At 63.4% G+C, this 16,612-nt stretch carries 20 protein-coding genes; 10 read left to right on the top strand and 10 right to left on the bottom strand.

The features are described 5' to 3' along the window. Positions 1-131, top strand: a 131-nt coding sequence (locus LJD17_RS20320; protein WP_264478509.1) for a helix-turn-helix domain-containing protein, incomplete at its 5' end; no start/stop codon positions are given. A 150-nt stretch (positions 132-281) separates the two neighbouring features. Here the strand turns inward: LJD17_RS20320 and LJD17_RS20315 are convergent. Continuing rightward, on the bottom strand, positions 282-689 hold the full coding sequence (locus LJD17_RS20315; protein ID WP_227386016.1) for a response regulator: 408 nt from the start codon (positions 687-689) through the stop codon (positions 282-284). After that, a complete protein-coding gene (locus tag LJD17_RS20310) occupies positions 665-1,645 on the bottom strand; it encodes a sensor histidine kinase (RefSeq protein WP_227386015.1) in 981 nt (326 codons plus the stop codon). Before LJD17_RS20310 ends, LJD17_RS20315 begins: the two co-directional genes overlap by 25 nt. Positions 1,646-1,718: 73 nt before the next feature. Here LJD17_RS20310 and LJD17_RS20305 point away from each other — a divergent pair, with 73 nt between their 5' ends. The 6 genes from LJD17_RS20305 to LJD17_RS20270 all read left to right on the top strand — a co-directional run bounded on the left by LJD17_RS20305 (position 1,719) and on the right by LJD17_RS20270 (position 8,599). Continuing rightward, positions 1,719-3,194, top strand: coding sequence for a sensor histidine kinase (locus tag LJD17_RS20305; protein ID WP_227386014.1), 1,476 nt, complete (start codon positions 1,719-1,721; stop codon positions 3,192-3,194). Further along, a complete protein-coding gene (locus tag LJD17_RS20300) occupies positions 3,191-3,628 on the top strand; it encodes a response regulator (RefSeq protein ID WP_227386013.1) in 438 nt (145 codons plus the stop codon). The genes LJD17_RS20305 and LJD17_RS20300 overlap by 4 nt, the downstream gene beginning before the upstream one ends. 354 nt (positions 3,629-3,982) lie before the next feature. Then, positions 3,983-5,059, top strand: coding sequence for a PAS domain-containing protein (locus tag LJD17_RS24270; RefSeq protein ID WP_319799709.1), 1,077 nt, complete (start codon positions 3,983-3,985; stop codon positions 5,057-5,059). A 10-nt stretch (positions 5,060-5,069) separates the two neighbouring features. Further along, the gene (locus tag LJD17_RS20285; protein WP_264478502.1) at positions 5,070-5,741 is read left to right on the top strand and encodes a response regulator; all 672 of its coding nucleotides are present in this window, start codon (positions 5,070-5,072) and stop codon (positions 5,739-5,741) included. Positions 5,742-5,745: 4 nt separating this feature from the next. Continuing rightward, positions 5,746-7,113, top strand: a complete 1,368-nt coding sequence (locus tag LJD17_RS20280; RefSeq protein WP_227386012.1) for a sensor histidine kinase — start codon at positions 5,746-5,748, stop codon at positions 7,111-7,113. 703 nt (positions 7,114-7,816) lie between these two features. After that, complete coding sequence (locus tag LJD17_RS20270) at positions 7,817-8,599, top strand: Crp/Fnr family transcriptional regulator (RefSeq protein WP_227386011.1); 783 nt, start codon at positions 7,817-7,819, stop codon at positions 8,597-8,599. A 250-nt stretch (positions 8,600-8,849) separates the two neighbouring features. Here the strand turns inward: LJD17_RS20270 and LJD17_RS20265 are convergent, their stop codons facing one another. Continuing rightward, entirely contained in the window at positions 8,850-9,518 is a 669-nt protein-coding gene (locus LJD17_RS20265; protein WP_227386010.1) for a PAS domain-containing protein, read from the bottom strand. A 214-nt stretch (positions 9,519-9,732) separates the two neighbouring features. Here LJD17_RS20265 and LJD17_RS20260 point away from each other — a divergent pair, with 214 nt between their 5' ends. Next, the gene (locus LJD17_RS20260) at positions 9,733-9,933 is read left to right on the top strand and encodes a hypothetical protein (RefSeq protein WP_227386009.1); all 201 of its coding nucleotides are present in this window, start codon (positions 9,733-9,735) and stop codon (positions 9,931-9,933) included. On the opposite strand, the gene LJD17_RS20255 is transcribed toward LJD17_RS20260, so the two are convergent. Next, positions 9,906-10,178, bottom strand: coding sequence for a hypothetical protein (locus LJD17_RS20255; RefSeq protein WP_227386008.1), 273 nt, complete (start codon positions 10,176-10,178; stop codon positions 9,906-9,908). The genes LJD17_RS20260 and LJD17_RS20255 overlap by 28 nt on opposite strands. A gap of 56 nt (positions 10,179-10,234) precedes the next feature. Beyond that, on the bottom strand, positions 10,235-10,441 hold the full coding sequence (locus tag LJD17_RS20250; protein ID WP_227386007.1) for a hypothetical protein: 207 nt from the start codon (positions 10,439-10,441) through the stop codon (positions 10,235-10,237). A 160-nt stretch (positions 10,442-10,601) separates the two neighbouring features. Between LJD17_RS20250 and LJD17_RS20245 the strand changes: the two genes are divergently transcribed. Continuing rightward, the gene (locus LJD17_RS20245; RefSeq protein ID WP_227386006.1) at positions 10,602-10,904 is read left to right on the top strand and encodes a hypothetical protein; all 303 of its coding nucleotides are present in this window, start codon (positions 10,602-10,604) and stop codon (positions 10,902-10,904) included. Between the two features lie 501 nt (positions 10,905-11,405). On the opposite strand, the gene LJD17_RS20240 is transcribed toward LJD17_RS20245, so the two are convergent. Further along, the gene (locus LJD17_RS20240; protein WP_227386005.1) at positions 11,406-11,579 is read right to left on the bottom strand and encodes a hypothetical protein; all 174 of its coding nucleotides are present in this window, start codon (positions 11,577-11,579) and stop codon (positions 11,406-11,408) included. Between the two features lie 207 nt (positions 11,580-11,786). Continuing rightward, positions 11,787-11,960: a hypothetical protein gene (locus LJD17_RS20235; RefSeq protein WP_227386004.1), complete on the bottom strand. Its 174-nt coding sequence runs from the start codon at positions 11,958-11,960 to the stop codon at positions 11,787-11,789. 339 nt (positions 11,961-12,299) lie between these two features. Here LJD17_RS20235 and LJD17_RS20230 point away from each other — a divergent pair, with 339 nt between their 5' ends. Continuing rightward, positions 12,300-12,623 (top strand): hypothetical protein, encoded by a 324-nt coding sequence (locus LJD17_RS20230; RefSeq protein ID WP_227386003.1) that lies wholly within the window; start codon positions 12,300-12,302, stop codon positions 12,621-12,623. 18 nt (positions 12,624-12,641) lie between these two features. Here LJD17_RS20230 and LJD17_RS20225 read toward each other — a convergent pair whose 3' ends face one another. The 3 genes from LJD17_RS20225 to LJD17_RS20215 all read right to left on the bottom strand — a co-directional run bounded on the left by LJD17_RS20225 (position 12,642) and on the right by LJD17_RS20215 (position 16,545). Continuing rightward, a complete protein-coding gene (locus LJD17_RS20225) occupies positions 12,642-14,552 on the bottom strand; it encodes a potassium transporter Kup (RefSeq protein WP_227386002.1) in 1,911 nt (636 codons plus the stop codon). A 326-nt stretch (positions 14,553-14,878) separates the two neighbouring features. Beyond that, positions 14,879-15,466 (bottom strand): hypothetical protein, encoded by a 588-nt coding sequence (locus tag LJD17_RS20220; protein ID WP_227386001.1) that lies wholly within the window; start codon positions 15,464-15,466, stop codon positions 14,879-14,881. After that, entirely contained in the window at positions 15,466-16,545 is a 1,080-nt protein-coding gene (locus tag LJD17_RS20215) for a metallophosphoesterase (RefSeq protein ID WP_227386000.1), read from the bottom strand. Before LJD17_RS20215 ends, LJD17_RS20220 begins: the two co-directional genes overlap by 1 nt. Between the last annotated feature and the right edge of the window lie 67 nt (positions 16,546-16,612).

Raw genomic sequence — 16,612 nt, 5'->3', positions numbered from 1 at the left:
CAGTACCCCTCGGCGCCAAGCTGCTGAAGGTCACGCCCAAGGCCGTCGACCTGATGCTGGCCCAGCTCGGCGGCGCCCGCCCGCGCGAGCTCACCGGCCGCACCCGCTACCGCGCCTGGGGCATCGTCTAAGGGTTGCCAGGTGACAGAGTGGTCGCAGCTGCCGACCAAAGGGCAGGTCAGGGGCGATAAGCCGACATTCAGACGCTCCGCCATGCGTCTCAGTTTGACCCGATCCAGACCTTCGCCAGGAATTAACCGCCTCGTTGCCGATTGGGTTTGTCAATTCCCGTGCGCCTTCTCCTGCCGCGTTGGTCCTGCGAGGATGGCCATCAACCCTTCCGGGCTGAACGGCTTTTGGAGGAAACCGAGCGGCCCCGTTGCCTCGGCCGACGCCCGCGTGGTCGGATCACCCGAGCCCGTGATGAACACGTGCGGAATGCCCCGCGCGCGGGCCGCCTGTGCCACGTCGATCCCGCTCAAGCTGCCCTTCAGCTTGATGTCAAGGAGCGCGACATCGATCGCGTCCTGCTCGAGATGCTCGATGGCCTTTTCGCCGGTCGCTGCAGTTGCGGCAACCTCGTGCCCAGCCTCCTCGAGGACGTCCACGATGTAGTCAGCCACGAGCCACTCGTCCTCCACGACGAGCACCCGCAACCTGCCGTTCACGTTGGAAGGCTGATCCGGCATGTGGTCCCCGTTGCGTTTCTCTCGTACGACACCTCTGCCCCGATCTGGTCGGCCAGCCGCCGGACGAGGCGCATGCCCAGTCCGGAGCCTTCCCGCCCCATGCATCCTGGGTCACCCGCGCCGTCGTCCGTGATGGTCAGGTCCAGCCGTTCCTGCGCACGGGCGAGCCGGATGGACAGGCGACCCGAGCGCCCGTCGGGAAAAGCATGTTTCAGGGCATTGGTGATGATCTCGTTCACCATCAAGCCGAACGGCACCGCCACGTCAACCTGCATCTCGGCCTGCTCGAGATCACAGGATAGCGCCACGTGTCCTCCCGCCAGCTTAACGAGGTTGCGGGCCAGGCGGTCGAGGACGCCGGCGACGTTTACCCGGCGGAAGTCGTCGGAGCGGTAGAACTCTTCCTGGAGCGCGCTGAGCGCCTGGATGCGCCGCCCGAGATCCGCGAGCTGAACCCGGTCGCGCTCGCTCTCGATGGTCTTCTCCGTCATCCGCAGCAGGCTGATTACCATCTGGAGGTTGTTGTGCAGCCGATGGTACAGCTCTTTCAGCACGAGCTCGCGGTTCTCGCTGTGCCGGCGCAGCTCCTGATTCCTGTCATGGGCGGCCCGGACGGCCATGGCGAGGCGGCGGAGCTGGTGGGTTCCCTTGACCACGTAGTCGTCGAAGCCGTGCCGGATCGCCTTGACGGCGAGTTCTTCGTTGCCCGTGCCGGTGAACATCACGGTGCAGCAGTGCGGGTTGACGGCCTTGACCCGGTCGAACACAGCGAAGCCGTCGGTCCAGCGCAGGTCGAGGTCGGTGACGAGGATGTCGGGCGCGCGTTCGTGCAAGGCCCTTTCGAGGAAGACGAGATCACTGGCCTGATTGACCGCTGCATCCTGGAACTCCTGGAGGACGGCCCGAATTGCCAGCGTGCGGATGTCGGGGTCGTCGTCGACGAAAAGGATGTGCATGGGATCGAACTCACCAAGGACAGGGCCAGACGGGGTGCGTCCGGCACCGGAGCCAACGCGGAGGCGAGGCCAATTGATCCTGTCGGGCAACAGCCATGCGGCTCGCTCCCTCCCCGGCGATCGAGACCAGGGCACTCATTCCCGGGAGCCGTCTCGCCGCGGGCCCGCGCTCGGCACGGTCGCGTTCCTCGTCGCCGCCCTGTTGCTGCTGACGAGCGCGGTCAGCTTGAACCTCTTCCTCGGACGCGTCACGGAGAACCGCGCCTTCGTCCTTCGCACCAGTTCCATCCTGCGCAATATGGCCGAGCTGAACGTCGTTGTGCGGGCTGCTGAGACTGGTCAGCGGGGCTTTATCCTGACGGGCGAGCGCCGCTACCTCGCTCCCTACGAGACCGCGATCCAGCGCGTCTGGGCCGAGTTCCGGGACCTGGAAAGCGCCGTCCGCGATCCCGCCCAGATCGACCGCCTGCACCGGCTGCGACCGCTGATCGCGGACAAGCTGGCGGAGCTGGCCCATACGGTCGCCCTCCGCGACGAGAGTTTCGAGGCGGCCCTTGCTGTCGTGCGCACGGATGTTGGCCAGAAGCTGATGGAGGACATCCAAGCCGTGGTCGACGATTTCGAGCAAGCTGAGCAGGAGATCATGGTCTCGCGCTCGCAGCTCCTGGAAGACCAAGCACAATGGGCTACCCGGATCTCGGTGCTGACGGCAATGCTGGCCCTGGCCGTCATCGTCGTGGGTGTGCTCTGGCTCGCGCGGCAGCGGGCCAATGCCAGAGTGCTCGCGACCGAGCGAGGCTTCCGGCAGGATCTCGAGCGGCAGGTCGAGAGCCGCACCGAGCAGCTGACACAGGTCAACCGCGAGCTCGACGCCTTCGCCTACACGATCTCCCATGACCTGCGGGCGCCGCTGCGGGCCATGCACGGCTATGCCGATGCCCTGGCGGAGGACTACGGCCCGACCCTGCCGGAGGAGGGGCAGCGCTTCACGCATCGGATCATGGCAGCGGCCGATCGGATGGAGGCGCTGATCCAGGACATCCTGACCTACAGCCGCATGACCCGCGAGGAGGTGAGGGTGAGGCCCGTGACCCTGGATGAGTCCGTCGATCAGGTGCTCGCCCATGCCCGGCCGCGGATCGAGGAGACCGGCGCCGTGATCGAGGTCGGGCGTCCCTTGGGCATTGTATCGGCGCATCCCGCGGCGCTGGAGCTGGTTCTCGACAACCTGATCGCGAACGCGGTCAAGTTCGTGGCTCCTGGCAAGGCGCCCCACATCCGCGTCCGGTCCGAGAGCCAAGGCGACTGGGTGCGCCTATGGGTCGAGGACAACGGTATCGGCATTGACCCCTCGCATCGGGAGCGCATCTTCCAGCCGTTCCAGCGCCTGCATGGGATCGAGACCTATCCAGGCACCGGGATTGGACTGGCCATCGTGCGCCGCGGGCTGGAGCGCATGGGCGGGCGGTGTGGGGTCGACGCCGAGGCAGGACGGGGCAGCCGGTTCTGGATCGAACTGCGCCGCGCGGACGGGGAGATGGCCCAATGACGGATGGTGGTTCGACAATCCTGGTGGTGGAGGACAATCCCGATGATCGGGATCTTCTCGCGCGGGCTTTTCGGAAGGCCGGGATCGCGATGCCGCTCCGCTTCGCCGTGGATGGCGAGGAGGCCGTGGCGTATCTCGAGGGCGCTCATGGCGAGGCTCTTGTGTCCAGCCCGGCGGTCATCCTGCTCGACCTCAAGCTGCCTGGCCGCTCCGGCTTCGAGGTGCTGGCGTGGATCAAGGGCCATCCGGTCCTGCGCCGGGTCCCGGTGATCATCCTGACGTCCTCACGGGAGAACGTCGACCTGAGGCGGGCCTACGATCTTGGGGCGAACTCCTACCTGGTGAAGCCAGCCCGTTCCGATGACCTGCTGCGCATGGTCGAGCAGATCCACGCCTATTGGCTCGGCATCAACCAGGCCGCTGGGATGTCATAATCCGATCAGGTGTGGATCAGCATCGAATATGGACCCTTGAGCCGACTTCCGTTACGTATATGACATTGCTAGCGAATGCGTAGCGTCGGCGGGGTCATCCTCGGCACCGGTCGTGACCCCGCCGGATTTCCGTTTTGTGCCGCTAAACCCAAGCGTTGCGCTTCCCTCGCGAGGGGCCAAGGCTTCGGTACCGATTTACAATCAATCCGCGGAACTGCTGGAAGTGCTCGGTTCCCTAGGCCCTGCACTGGTTTTTCCGCCTCGGACGCCCTACCTCATCCCGTTCCTTACCCCTTGTTGCCTGTTCGGACTCAGGGCCTGAGTTGCAGGCTCCTAATCCTTGAACGCATTCCCATGAATAGAGACATTGATAAAGAAGGTCCCTCGCGTGGCCAGTTGCAGGCCGATATGCAGGGCGAGGGCCAGAGCATCGGTATTCCCGCAGCGGGCGAGCACGAGAACGTGTCCTACAATCCCACGGGCGGTCCGGGCATCCACCACTGGCAGGAGGCGACGATCACGAAGGCGGGTCTCGGCGAGCGCGGGAACGTGTTCTTCGCCGCCATCGAGATGACCCGCATGCCGATCGTCCTCACCGACCCCAACCTGCCGGACAACCCCATTGTCTTCGCCAACCGCGCCTTCCAGGACCTCACAGGGTACCAGGAGGACGAGGTTCTCGGACGCAACTGCCGCTTCCTCCAGGGCGCCCACACGGACCGTGAAGCCGTCGCCGAGCTTCGGGACGCCGTCAGCGAGCACCGGGCCGTCTCGGTCGAGCTCCTGAACTACAAGCGCGACGGAACGCCGTTCTGGAACGCCTGCTTTCTCGCGCCCGTGTTCGACACGGACGGCAAGCTCCTCTACTTCTTCGCCTCCCAGCTCGACGTCACGCGCCGCCGGACCTCCGAGCAGGCCTTCCGCCAGGCCCAGAAGATGGAGAGCATCGGCCAGCTCACGGCAGGCCTCGCCCACGACTTCAACAATTTGCTTCAGGTGGTCTCAGGCAATCTGGAGCTGGCGCTTTCGCGCACGGACGACGAGTCCCTGCGCAGGCCGCTGGAGAACGCCAGCCGGGCGGCCGAGCGCGGCTCCAAGCTGACCAAGCAGCTCTTGGCCTTCGCGCGCAAGACCCGCCTCGAGGCCAAGCCGACGAACCTGAACAACCTGATCGTCGAGTTCGGTGAGATGCTGGAGAACTCGGTCGGTCCGCAGGTCGAGGTGCAGCTCAACCTACGCCCGCGGGTGCCGGCGGCCCTGGTCGACCCGGTGCATCTGGAGATGGCGGTGCTCAATGTGCTGATCAACGCGCGGGACGCCATGCCGAAGGGGGGCTGCGTCACCATCGGCACCTCCAAAATGCACCTGAACGGCAACGCGGCGGCCCACCACCTGCCGCCCGGCGATTACGTCGCTCACGATCAAGGATGAGGGTGAGGGCATGCCCCCGCACGTGCTGGAGCGGGCAACGGAGCCGTTCTTCACCACCAAGACCCAGGGCAAGGGAACCGGGCTTGGGCTGGCGATGGTGCATGGCTTCGTGCAGCAGTCGCTCGGACGCCTGGAGATCGAGAGTGAACGCGGCAAGGGCACGACCATCCGCATGCTCTTCCCGGCAGCGGACGCACAGTCTGCGGCGCCCCGTCAGCCGAGCCTGGATCCCGCGCATGTGGATCCCCGTGGGCAGGCCGAGACGATCCTGGTGGTCGAGGACAGCCACGACGTGCTCGACCTCGCGCGCGAGCACCTGATGGCGCTCGGCTACAGCGTGCTCACCGCCCGGGATGCCGACGAGGCACTCACCGTCTTCGACAAGGCAGACGGCAAGATCGACCTGCTGTTCACCGATCTGGTCATGCCGGGCAGCATGAACGGGTTGGCGCTGGCCGATACTGTCCGTGAGCGCGTGCCCGGCATCGGAATCCTCCTGACGACCGGCTACAACGACGATCTCCTGACAGACGGGAAAGCCTCGGCCGGAGCTGACGTCCTCGGCAAGCCGTACCGCCGCTCGGACCTGGCGGACCGGGTCAGGTCGGCCCTGAACGGCCGTGGCCGCGAGCGGCAGGTGCCCCAGGCAGGCGCATCGCGGGGACCGCGGCACGAGGGCTGAACACATGGATCCGAACCGGCAGGTCCACTTCCAGGCACAGCTTCTCAATGCCGTTGAGCAGGCGGTCATCGCTACGGATCTTGACGGTGTCGTCACCTACTGGAACCGCTGCGCCGAGCGGCTGTACGGGTGGAGCACCGAGGAAGCACTCGGGCGCAGCATCCTAGAGCTGAACATCCCTTCCGAGGGGCTACCCCAGGCCGAGGAGATCATGACCTGCCTCAGGGCCGGAAAGGTTTGGTCGGGAGACATTGTCCTGCGGCACAAGGACGGACACACCTTCCCGGTTCATGTCACGGACTCGCCGGTGCTGAGCGACAGCGGGCAGATGGTAGGCATTGTCGGCATCTCGATGGAGATCGGCGACCGCGTGCGCACTCTGGCAGCTCTCTCCAGCAGCGAGGAGCGGCTACGGATTGCCCAACATGCCGGGGGCATCGGCACGTTCGAGTGGAACATCCGCTCGGGCGAGGTGATGGTGACGGAGGAGTTCTGCCACATCTGGGGAATAGGGTCGCACACGTCAATCCGGGTCGGCGCCTTCGAGGAGTTAGTTCATCCAGACGACCGTCACCTGATCGCAACGTCACTGGCCAGCTCGCTTAAGGATCTGGTCGCCTACACGGAGTACCGCATCATTCGGCAGGATGACCGACAGGTTCGATGGCTGGCTCGGCGCGGGGAGATCGTGCGTGACGAAGCCGGGCATCCAGTGCGGTTGGTAGGTGCTGTCTACGACATCACGGACCGCAAACGCCTGGAGGAGCAGCGCCAGCTTCTGATGCAGGAACTGACGCATCGGGTAAAAAATACGCTCGCCATGGTTCAGGCGATCTCCAACCAGACGCTGCGAACTGCTCCATCCCTGGAGGCGGCCGGAGCCATCTTCAGTGAGCGATTGGCGGCCCTTGCGCGGGCGAACGACACTCTGCTGCAAGAGAACTGGTCCAGCGCCAGCATCAGGGTGATCGTCGAAGGCGCCACCCGGCCGCACAGCGATCACGGCCGGATCCATGTCAGTGGACCCGATGTGCCTCTCGGACCCAAGCAGGCACTCGCCCTCTCGTTGACGCTGCACGAGCTCTGCACCAACGCGGCCAAGTACGGGGCGCTCTCAGTGGATGCAGGGCGGGTCGAGATCACATGGCATGTGTCAGGAGAGGGAGAGGATGCTCAATTCCAGTTCCGGTGGCAGGAAAGTGGTGGACCGCCGGTGAAGCCGCCTCAGCGCAAGGGCTTCGGGTCACGGCTGATTGAGCGAAGCCTTGCCAGCAGCTTTGGCAATCAGGCCGGGATCACCTATGAACCAACCGGCGTCGTCTGGAGGATTGAGGCTTCACTGACAGCCCTTCAGGAGCAGGCGCCAGACTAGGTACAGCAGGGGTGCTTCGTAATTGTCCACTCATCGGACAGGATGATCCTGGTCGCCGCTGTAGTTCCGCTCGTGGCACAAAGCCGACCTTGTAATTAGGCCTCGTCTTTCCATTCACCGCGGGCGACGAGTTGCAGAGCGCCATCCGGCAACGGTCGTTGTAAGTTCACCGCCTCCTCCACCGGCGCAGTCAGCCAAGCATCGTATTCTTCCGCTGTTGTGAGGATGACCGGCATCGCCTTGGAGAGGATCGGCCTTACCTCGCCATCGGCTCGCAGCTTAGAAAGCTGTAGAGCCGATGCTCACCCTCGACCGGCTCGGCCTTGATACCTCGTATGCCGGTCCACGGCCGCCAGATCCCTGCAAAGGCAGCCAGCGCCCGGTCGTCAGACGAGGCGAAGAGCCCCATCTCCCGAACGGATGGGCGTCGGCTATCGGAAGGCAAAGGAAGGGGCCTGAGAGCAGAAGACCCGCAGACGAACGACAACTATAACCTTGAGACCCTTACCCTCCTCGACCGAAGGGCACTACGCGAGCCGCCGTTCTTGCTGTTCCTGAAGGCGGCTACTTCCGTCAGCCCGAGATTACGAAGCCGAAACGCGCGTCCGACCGGCGAGCCAAGTAGTCGGAAAGCAACACAGGTTAATCCCGATCAGTTTAACACGGGTTATGGTCTAATGGGCACCCAACCTGGAACGATGCCATGGCCATCGCCCTGATCCGCAAACTGGAGCAGTTCACCCGCCTCTCGGCCGAGGACAAGCAGGTGCTGACGGAGATTACCGGGCGGGGGCGGGTATTCCAGCCACGCGAGGACCTGGTGCAGGAAGGCGACAAGCCCTCTCAGATCAACGTGATCCTCTCCGGCTGGGCGTGCCGCTACAAGCAACTGGAGGATGGCCGCCGCTCCATCACCGGCTTCATGGTCCCGGGCGATCTGTGTGATCAGAACATCTTTATTCTGCGCCAGATGGACCATTCCCTCGGCGCCATCACCCTTGTCACCGTGGCCGAGATCCCGCGGGCGGCGTTCGAGGAGCTCACGCTCAAGCATTCCCGCATCACCCAGGCGCTGTGGTGGGCCACTCTGGTCGAGATCGCCATTCAGCGCGAGTGGACCGTCAATCTGGGTCAGCGGAGTGCATTTGAACGTATGGCGCATCTGCTATGCGAGCTCTATCTGCGCCTGCAAGGCGTTGGCCTGACGCGAGAGAACAGTTGTGAGATCCCAGTGACCCAGGCCGAGTTGGCTGACGCCACCGGGCTGACGGCGGTGCATGTCAATCGCACCCTTCAGGACTTGCGCGCCGTCGGGCTCATCGCGCTGAAGGGCAAGACCCTCACGATCCCGAACCTGGAGGCGCTGATGCAGGCTTCTCTGTTCAATCCCAACTACCTCCACCTCGACCGTGAGGGACGCCACCTCAATGCGAACGACATCAACGGCGTTCCCAGCACCATCCCGGGTCGTGAGGCACCGCTATGAAGGTGGAGGATCCGGCCACTTCAGAAGATTCCGGCCGTCAATGCACCTTCCCGTCGAAGTGCGAAGATGAACTATGAGAATTTCCACGGAAGTGGGTGCGATCGTCGGCTATAACTTCACGGTTGCCGGAACCCCGGTCTCCCCTCAGCTGTACCACTGTCTGCCGCAGAGCAATCGCTACGCGGCGCCATGGTCCGCACGCGCTCATCGCGACATGGCAATGTCCCTTCGGCCGGCGCGAGGAGGTGCACTACTCGTCGGTCTCGCGTCGCTGCGGCTTGAAGGCATCGACCGACCGCTCCAGCAGCTTGCGGGATTCCGCAAGCACCCTCTGTGTGTCCGCCACCATTTGTCGGGAGAGCAGGATGGATCGACGCGACCGCTCGACCAGGTTCTGGGCGGTTCTGTGCGCCGCCGCGGCCCGCAGGGGCAAGGCATCCGGGCTAGGCCCCGGTCCGCGGCTGGGCTCAACGGTTTGCAGCGTGGCATCGGTGACATGATGGACCAGGGCGATGATCGATCCAGAATCATCGAGGAGCGGCCAATTGACCGGGTTCCAGTAGTGCGCCTCCCACACCCCATCCCGTCCCTTGAGGTCGTAGCGCTGAAGCCGCATGACGTCCCGCCGGGCAGACCTCAGCGAACGCTCGAACGAGGCGCTCAGGTTGCGGACACCGGTTGCGGCATCATCATGCGGATTGTCCGGGAAAGCCTCGAACATGTCGAGGCCAGCGAGCGACTCACGGTCTTTCCGCGTCGCAGCCAGATAGGCGTCATTGGCTCCCACGATCCTCAGGCGAGGCGAGAGGATCAGATAGGGGTGAGGTGTGCCCTCGAACATGCCGCGATAGATCGCCTCGGCCAACCGTGTCTGTGTTGGCGCCGACCGGAAATTCGGCCGGTTTATTGCATCGGTCATGGTCCTCCTCACTCCTGACGCCACCCGTCAGCTTAAGGATAGGTTCTCACCCCTCGGTCCATTCTACCACAGCCCCCTGCGAGCGGAACCGTTTCGTTTGGACCACGAACCTGAAGCGGGCATACTGGTGTCACCGTCGGCAAAGACCGAACCCGTAGGCGCCGGTGGCTGAGAGAGATGTGCGCTCCCGCCTGCGTGGCTGAGTAGTGTCACCGTGAACGACCTCCAGCGAGAACGTGAAGACCTGATCACGGCGGATCGGCATCTGGCGGCCGGCGAGCAGCGCATCGCCGAGCAGACCGCCCTGATCCAGAGAATGACCAGGGAAGGCTACGACACGGTCCTGGCCTGGGATCTGCTGCGGCTTCTGGAAGGACCATCGCCGGCTCATCCTGGACGCGATTGCCCGACATGAGCGGGTTCTTGCTCCTCCTCGGACGGATCCTGGGCCATAACCTCCCTGAGCCGTCCTAGCCCATCGGGCGGATGCGGCAGGAGCGGGTCCAGCTCAGCCTCGATCCGGAGCATCTGCTGAGCCTGCTGCCAGACCTCGTTCTCGAAGTGCATAAGAGCCTGACGCAGCCGCGCTGCTTCGGCCACCGCCTTCTCTGCCCGTTGCATCAGGGGATCGTCCTCGATGCGCATGACGCCACCTCTCATTCGAGTTGCTGGCTCCGCAATGCAGCACCCACCACTGCCGTTCCCAGCAGAGGTGCCTACACGCTCGATTTCGGCTCCGGCTTGGAACCTGCCATCTGCATCCTGCGCTCCTCTTCCTGCGCCAGCAACTCCAGGTGCTTGGCGGTCTCAAGAAGCTGGCGCCGAGCATCATTGATCGAGATCTGGCGGGCCAGAGTCCGGGATTCCTCGGCCAAGCGACGATACTCGGCTGCTTTGTCGTAGCGTGGGGAATACACCGCCACTCCCTTGTCAGGCCAATAAAGCTACCAACGCACCTCACAAGCGTATCGTTCACCTTCTCCGAAGGTGTATGATGGCTCCATCACTGGCCAATCCGAACCTGTGCGCGCCGGTGGCTGAGAGAGACGTGCGCTCCCGCCTGCATGGCCGAGGACTGTCACCGTGTCTGATCTCCAACATGAACGCAACGATCTGATTGCAGCGGATCGGCATCTTGTCCAAGGTGAGCAGCGGATTACCGAGCAACTCGCCCTGATCCAGAAGCTAACCGAGCAAGGCCGTGACACGGCCCTGGCCGGAGAGCTGCTGCGATTGCTGGAAGAGACCATGGCGATCTGGCAGGACCACCGACGGCTCATACTGGACGCCATTGCCCGGCATGAACGGGCTCTCGCTCCCCCGCCTCAGAGAGCCTGCCGGGAAGCACTTAAGAACTATCGGCGGGAGACGATGGGAAGGCTCTAGGCGGTCTTAATGCGGACACGGGCTCAGGGTCCTCGCTCCTTATTGAACTCTTCGCCCAGGATTGGCATGATCTTGCGGGGTCGCCAAAGCCGAGCCGTAGTTCCGCGCCGGCTGCCTGCTGGAAGAGGAGAAAGTCATCATGTCGAGATTGGTCGTCGCATTTGCGTTGGCACTGGCCGCAACCACCGCGATTGCTCAAGATGCTCCGCCCAGACAATCGCACGCTGCGGCTGCCACGAGCACGAGCGGCACACAGCCATTCCTTTTCGATGGGCGGATGAAAGGTGATGGCCTCCGGCGGGGAGAGCAGGTGAACCATCGCCACTCCAACGCTGGGGCTATCGTGCAGCCGAAAGCGAGCGAGCCTGAACGCAATGACGAGTCCAGGTAAAGGAAGTCGGGCCCTATAAGAAGGCGATGAGGCACCATCTGCAGAGTGGATGGGCGTCAGCTATCGGCAAGCTCGCCGCCCCTTACGGGATCACCGTTGATCTAACCATGTCACGGGATCCAATGGACCGGGCCATAGCTCCACATCACCGAGAGCGTCGATGCAACCCCGCTCAGCAGCACACTGCCTACAAGTATAGTGCCGAATGGAATGTGCTTGCATTTCCAGGCGAGTCCGGCGGCTTCTTTGTGTTCGGAGGTCGACAACGTGGATTGGGTGGCCATGGACGCCTCCCCTCTTTATGCCCGCACACGATACTCTGATCACGAGTTCCATCGCGCCAACATAGGCTAAGCAGAGCTGGAAATTTGCAGAGAATAGGGGCTTCTGGACCACGCAGTTGCGCGAAGGCCAATCGATGGCACGAGCCCAACTATTCACGGCGAATAGCGCAGAGTGGAGCTGGCTGCGGAACCGGCGTCCATTCTACCTTAAGCGCGACCCTTCGGCTCAATAAGGTCAAGATCGCCCTCGATCGTTGGATCGAGCAACTGGCGCAGATGCTCGATCTCATCGGCTGCTTCCAGCAACAGGGCCTTTAGCTCCCCGTCAATTCCCACCGCCTCAGAAGCAAACTTGAGGCGATCCACAATGTCTGAACCCATGGCAGCCTCCAGGTCGGCATATCTCAGACGGAAAGGGTTATAACTATCTTCTACCAAGAGCAAAGAACCCTCCCCAGCCAAAACCAGGGAGGGTCAGTTTGGGAGGACTAACTGGGCGATGATGCACCAACCCGTCGGCTATCGATAGGTCTTGCCGCGCTTGCAGTGAATCTTCGAACGCCTGACGGACTGCACCGGGTTGCAGCCCATAGCGAGTCCGCTTTTGACCCGAAACGGACCGTGGCCGCCCGCGCACCATGACCGGGCGCTGACAAGCGTGGGCAGCGGCCTATCTGTCAGGATAGGCTTAGATCTTTCGCCTAAGGTTGCCACGTGTCAATGGCTGTTTTCAGGGACCGTCTCTGGGATCTCGCCATTGTCTCCGGCGGAGCGTCGGTCGTCGCCCGGACGATGGCCCGTCGGGCCTGGAAGCGCTTTGAGGCCTCGCTGAGGACCGATGTCGCCCACGACACAGATGATGTCCCGTACTTGCGCGACCGGGATTTCAGGAACTGGGACAGGATCGGCTTCGGGCGGCGGAACTCTCGATCCTTGTGCTCCGGCGCGTGGCTTATCCACAAGCTGATCTACCTGTATCGGTCTCGTCTAGCCGGCTGGAGCATTGGCCAGGCTGGACTGACCGCGCTGATCAGCACCCCTTGAGCTGTGACAGGTACCCAATCAAATCGTGACCCGTGCGCCCACTTCGACCGCTTGGTCCTCGGGAATGCAGAACTGGTCCGAGACATCGCTTGCCGACCGTGCCATCGGAATGAAGAGATAGTCTTGCCAGAGCGGCATGCCTGATTGCGCCGAGGCTTGCAGAGCCCGCCGCGACAGGAAGAACGAGGTGTCCTCCAGATCAAAATTCGCCGCCTTCAGCGCTCTGGGCACGTTCGGCGGCTCCATGAACCCGAACCGGACCGTCACCCGCGAGAACCGGTCCGAGAGCTTTTCCACTGTGACCCGGCCCTCCTCCCGCAGGCGCGGCACCTCCTCGGTGACCACGCTCAGGAGCACGTTGTGACCATGCAGCACCTTGTTGTGTTTCAGGTTGTGCAGCAAGGCGGCCGGAACATCGTGGGAGTTCCCGGTGAGAAAGATGGCGGTCCCCGGAACACGCGGCACCGGGTTGCTCTCAACCTTGCGCATGAACTCAGCTAGCGGCGGGCGGTCCCGGTGTGAGATCTCGGCCAGTAGGCGTGTGCCCCTGCGCCAGGTCCACATCAGGACGAACAGGCCTGTGCCGACCAGCAGCGGAAACCAGCCGCCGTGCAGGATTTTGAGCGCATTCGCGCCAAGAAACACGAGTTCGATAGCCAAGAACGGCGCGATCACCAATGCGGCAATAGCCGGAGCCCAGCGCCAGAACTTCCACGCCACGATGAACAGCAGGGACGAGGTGATCACCATGTCACCGGTCACGGCTAAGCCGTAAGCTGCCGCGAGGGCACTCGACGATTCGAAGAGGACGACGACCAGCACCACTGCCGTCAGCAGAAGCCAGTTGATGAAGGGGACGTAGATTTGGCCCTTCTCGGTCTCAGAAGTGCGCATGACACGGAAGCGAGGCAGCACGCCGAGGTGCATCGCTTGCTCCGAGATCGAGAACGCACCGGTGATCACAGCCTGGCTGGCGATGATGGTAGCGACCGTGGCGAGGATCACCATCGGCAGCAGCGCCCAGGACGGGTAGAGCAGGAAAAACGGGTTCTCCAGTCCCTCGGGATGGGCCAGCAGCATGGCGCCTTGGCCGAGATAGTTGAGCGCAAGCGCGGGCAGGACAAGGCCGAGCCAGGCGGTGCGGATCGGCGCACGACCGAAGTGGCCCATGTCGGCATAGAGGGCCTCAGCGCCGGTCACTGACAGGAACACCGCGCCGAGCGCCAGCAGCCCGGCCGTGCCGTGGTTGAGCACGAAGCTGAGGCCGTGCACTGGATTGATGGCGCCGAGGATGCTGAGATCGTCCCGGATGTGCATCAGGCCGCCAACGGCCATCACGAGGAACCAGAACGCGGTGATCGGGCCGAAGAATGAGGCCACGCTCGCTGTGCCAAAGCGCTGGACGGCGAAGAGGGTGATCAGGATCACGAGACTGAGCGGCACCACATATGGATCGAAGGCGGGGGTGATCAGCTTGAGGCCCTCAACCGCCGAGAGCACCGAGATGGCGGGCGTGATGATGGTGTCGCCGTAGAACAGGGAAGCACCCACCATGCCCAGGATGATGGTGATCCCGGTGCTGTGGCCGAGGGCGCGCTGGGCGAGCGTCACGAGCGAGAGAGTGCCGCCCTCGCCGTTGTTGTCAGCTCTCAGGACAAAGACCACGTACTTGGTCGTCACGATGATGATCAGCGTCCACAGGATGAGAGAGACCACCCCGAGCACCATCTCACGTGTGAGGGCGCTGGAGCCCGCGTGTCCAGTGGCGGCGGCAAGGCTCTCCTTGAGGGCGTAGAGCGGGCTGGTGCCGATGTCGCCGTAGACGACCCCAATGGTGCCGAGGGTGAGAGCCCAGAAGGAAGTTGGGGCAGCGTGCCCATGCTCGGTGGAGCCGACGCTCACCCGTTCGCTGATCCCTGTGGCCGCCATAAACCCTCGCACCTTTCGGTAAAGGGGAGCCAGTACCCCCACTGCTCAACGTAGCTGCATGCTGAGAGGTTTCACCTCCTGAAGGTGGCCGGTCACGCTGCAGGCTTGGTTGGGTTCGGTGACAGCGTGTGATAATGGCCCGTGAATAGCGGAGGTCGCGGATGCAATGGTTGCTTTTGATCCTCGCTCGACTCGGCGCAATCCGTTTTCAAGGTGTCGCGTCCTGGCTCGCGGACGCTCCCCGGAGCCGCAAGACCGTGCTGGATGGCTCCGTAGCTCGGAGTTAGCATACTCCCCTCAAATCCGCCGCCCGGTGGTTGACTACTTTAGAAGTAATAACCTCCAAACAGGGATCCACCTACAAGCGACAGCATTAGGAAAAAGCTGATGAGCGGAAACATCGCAACGATCACGAAGCGCATCAGGCAGCCACCCAACGCTGCCCCAACCGGTGGGGCCTCCGGAGTGGTGTAGGTTGCTCCTCGGGGCATGCGGCCGGCACGTGAAGCGGCCCTGAGGATCTCCAGCATTCTTGCTGCACGGATATCGCGCGCCGAGGTGCTCTCATCATCTGTACCTAGATCCGGACTGGGAGATCCCTCCCGATCTCTGCGGCCCCAGGGTTTGGCAGCGGTTTTCGGGGGAGATGGCGGAGTATCGGCGCGCGGCGGTGCAGCGGGCGAGATCGTGGTCCGTGGACGAGGCGGGGCGGCAGGCGAAACGGGACTTACCGCCGGACGAACCGGATCGCCGAATTTTGCACCGCATTCCGGACAGACGGAGGCATCGAGCCAGCGCCCGGGCTTGTGGTTCGTGCAGTAGTATCGGACCTGCGCCTCGTGACAGGCTTCACATTCGCCAGGAGTTGTCTTCGAAGTACCGCAGTTCGGGCAACGCAGGATTACGCTGGTCATCAATGAGGTTCCTGGATCGTTTCACTCTCAGGGTTGCCGGGGGCGAACTCGGGATAGACCTCGCGGATCATGTCCGCAGGAATGTGCAGCCGGTACACCCGGGGAAGCGTTCCTTCGACAAATTGCGCTATGGTGGGAACGCGCTCGTAAGGGCCGAAGCTCTCACGGCTCAATCGGCGAGAGAGGGCCACGGTCGTCAGCATTGGATGCGCCCGATAGGCCGGATAGGCGGCGTATCTCTCCTCCACATGATCGTGGCCGCGCACCATGCGCGTGACGGGACGTCCTAAACTGGTGCTCAGGACACAGAAAGCAGCGAAATCCTCATACCCGAACTGACTGCCCCGCGAGAAGCGGTTCGGGAGCTTCTTGCGCGCTTTCGGATGGGCCCTGGTCCACACGAAATCCGACAAGCACATCGGATCGTTCCAATCTCCCGTTTCGCCAAGCCGCGCGTGCAGATCCGCCAGCGGAAACCCCCCATGGGCCACCAGGAGACCGTCGGGAAAGAAGAGTGCACGGGGAGCACGCGCGAACAGACGCACGGCCACTTTGCCGGCCCGCTCGATCCATTCATGCGCGAGATTGGCGTTTAGGAAATCCGCGAAATCCGATGGAGAGACGCTCGAAGCAAATCGCACGCCGTCATAGGAGAGCGCCTCGTCGTGGTTGCCTGCGATGAGGCACACACGATCCGGCGCGTCCGTGATCAGCTCGAACACGCGGAGAAGAACTTCGAGCCCGAAACCTTGATCGTCGAAAAGATCGCCGAGAAACACAACCCGGGGCTGCCCCTCATCCGGCGGCAGCGCCAGATCGCGCATCGCCGCCAGTGCAGCCTCGAGCGCCAGAAGATCGCCGTGCAGATCACCGACGATCCACAACGGGCGCTCGGTATCCAAGTCGGAGACCTGGACCACCTTGTCGGCGGGATCGGAGCGGTCCTTGTCGAACAACAGGCCAGGCCCGTCAGGTTTGTCGAGCAGGGCCTCCATCCTCTCCACCGTCGCTCGCATGTTCGAGCGAATGGAGGACGGGTTGGCCGCATTGCGGACAGCCTGCCAATCCAGTTGTTCCACCTCCACGATCTCAAGAGGAGGGGGCGACGCGACGGCGGTCGGAGCTGCGTCAGAAGGCAGGCTGCCG

It is taken from the genome of Microvirga rosea, assembly GCF_020595095.1.
Lineage (GTDB): Bacteria > Pseudomonadota > Alphaproteobacteria > Rhizobiales > Beijerinckiaceae > Microvirga > Microvirga rosea.
This window is presented reverse-complemented; position numbering and strand designations above follow the sequence as displayed.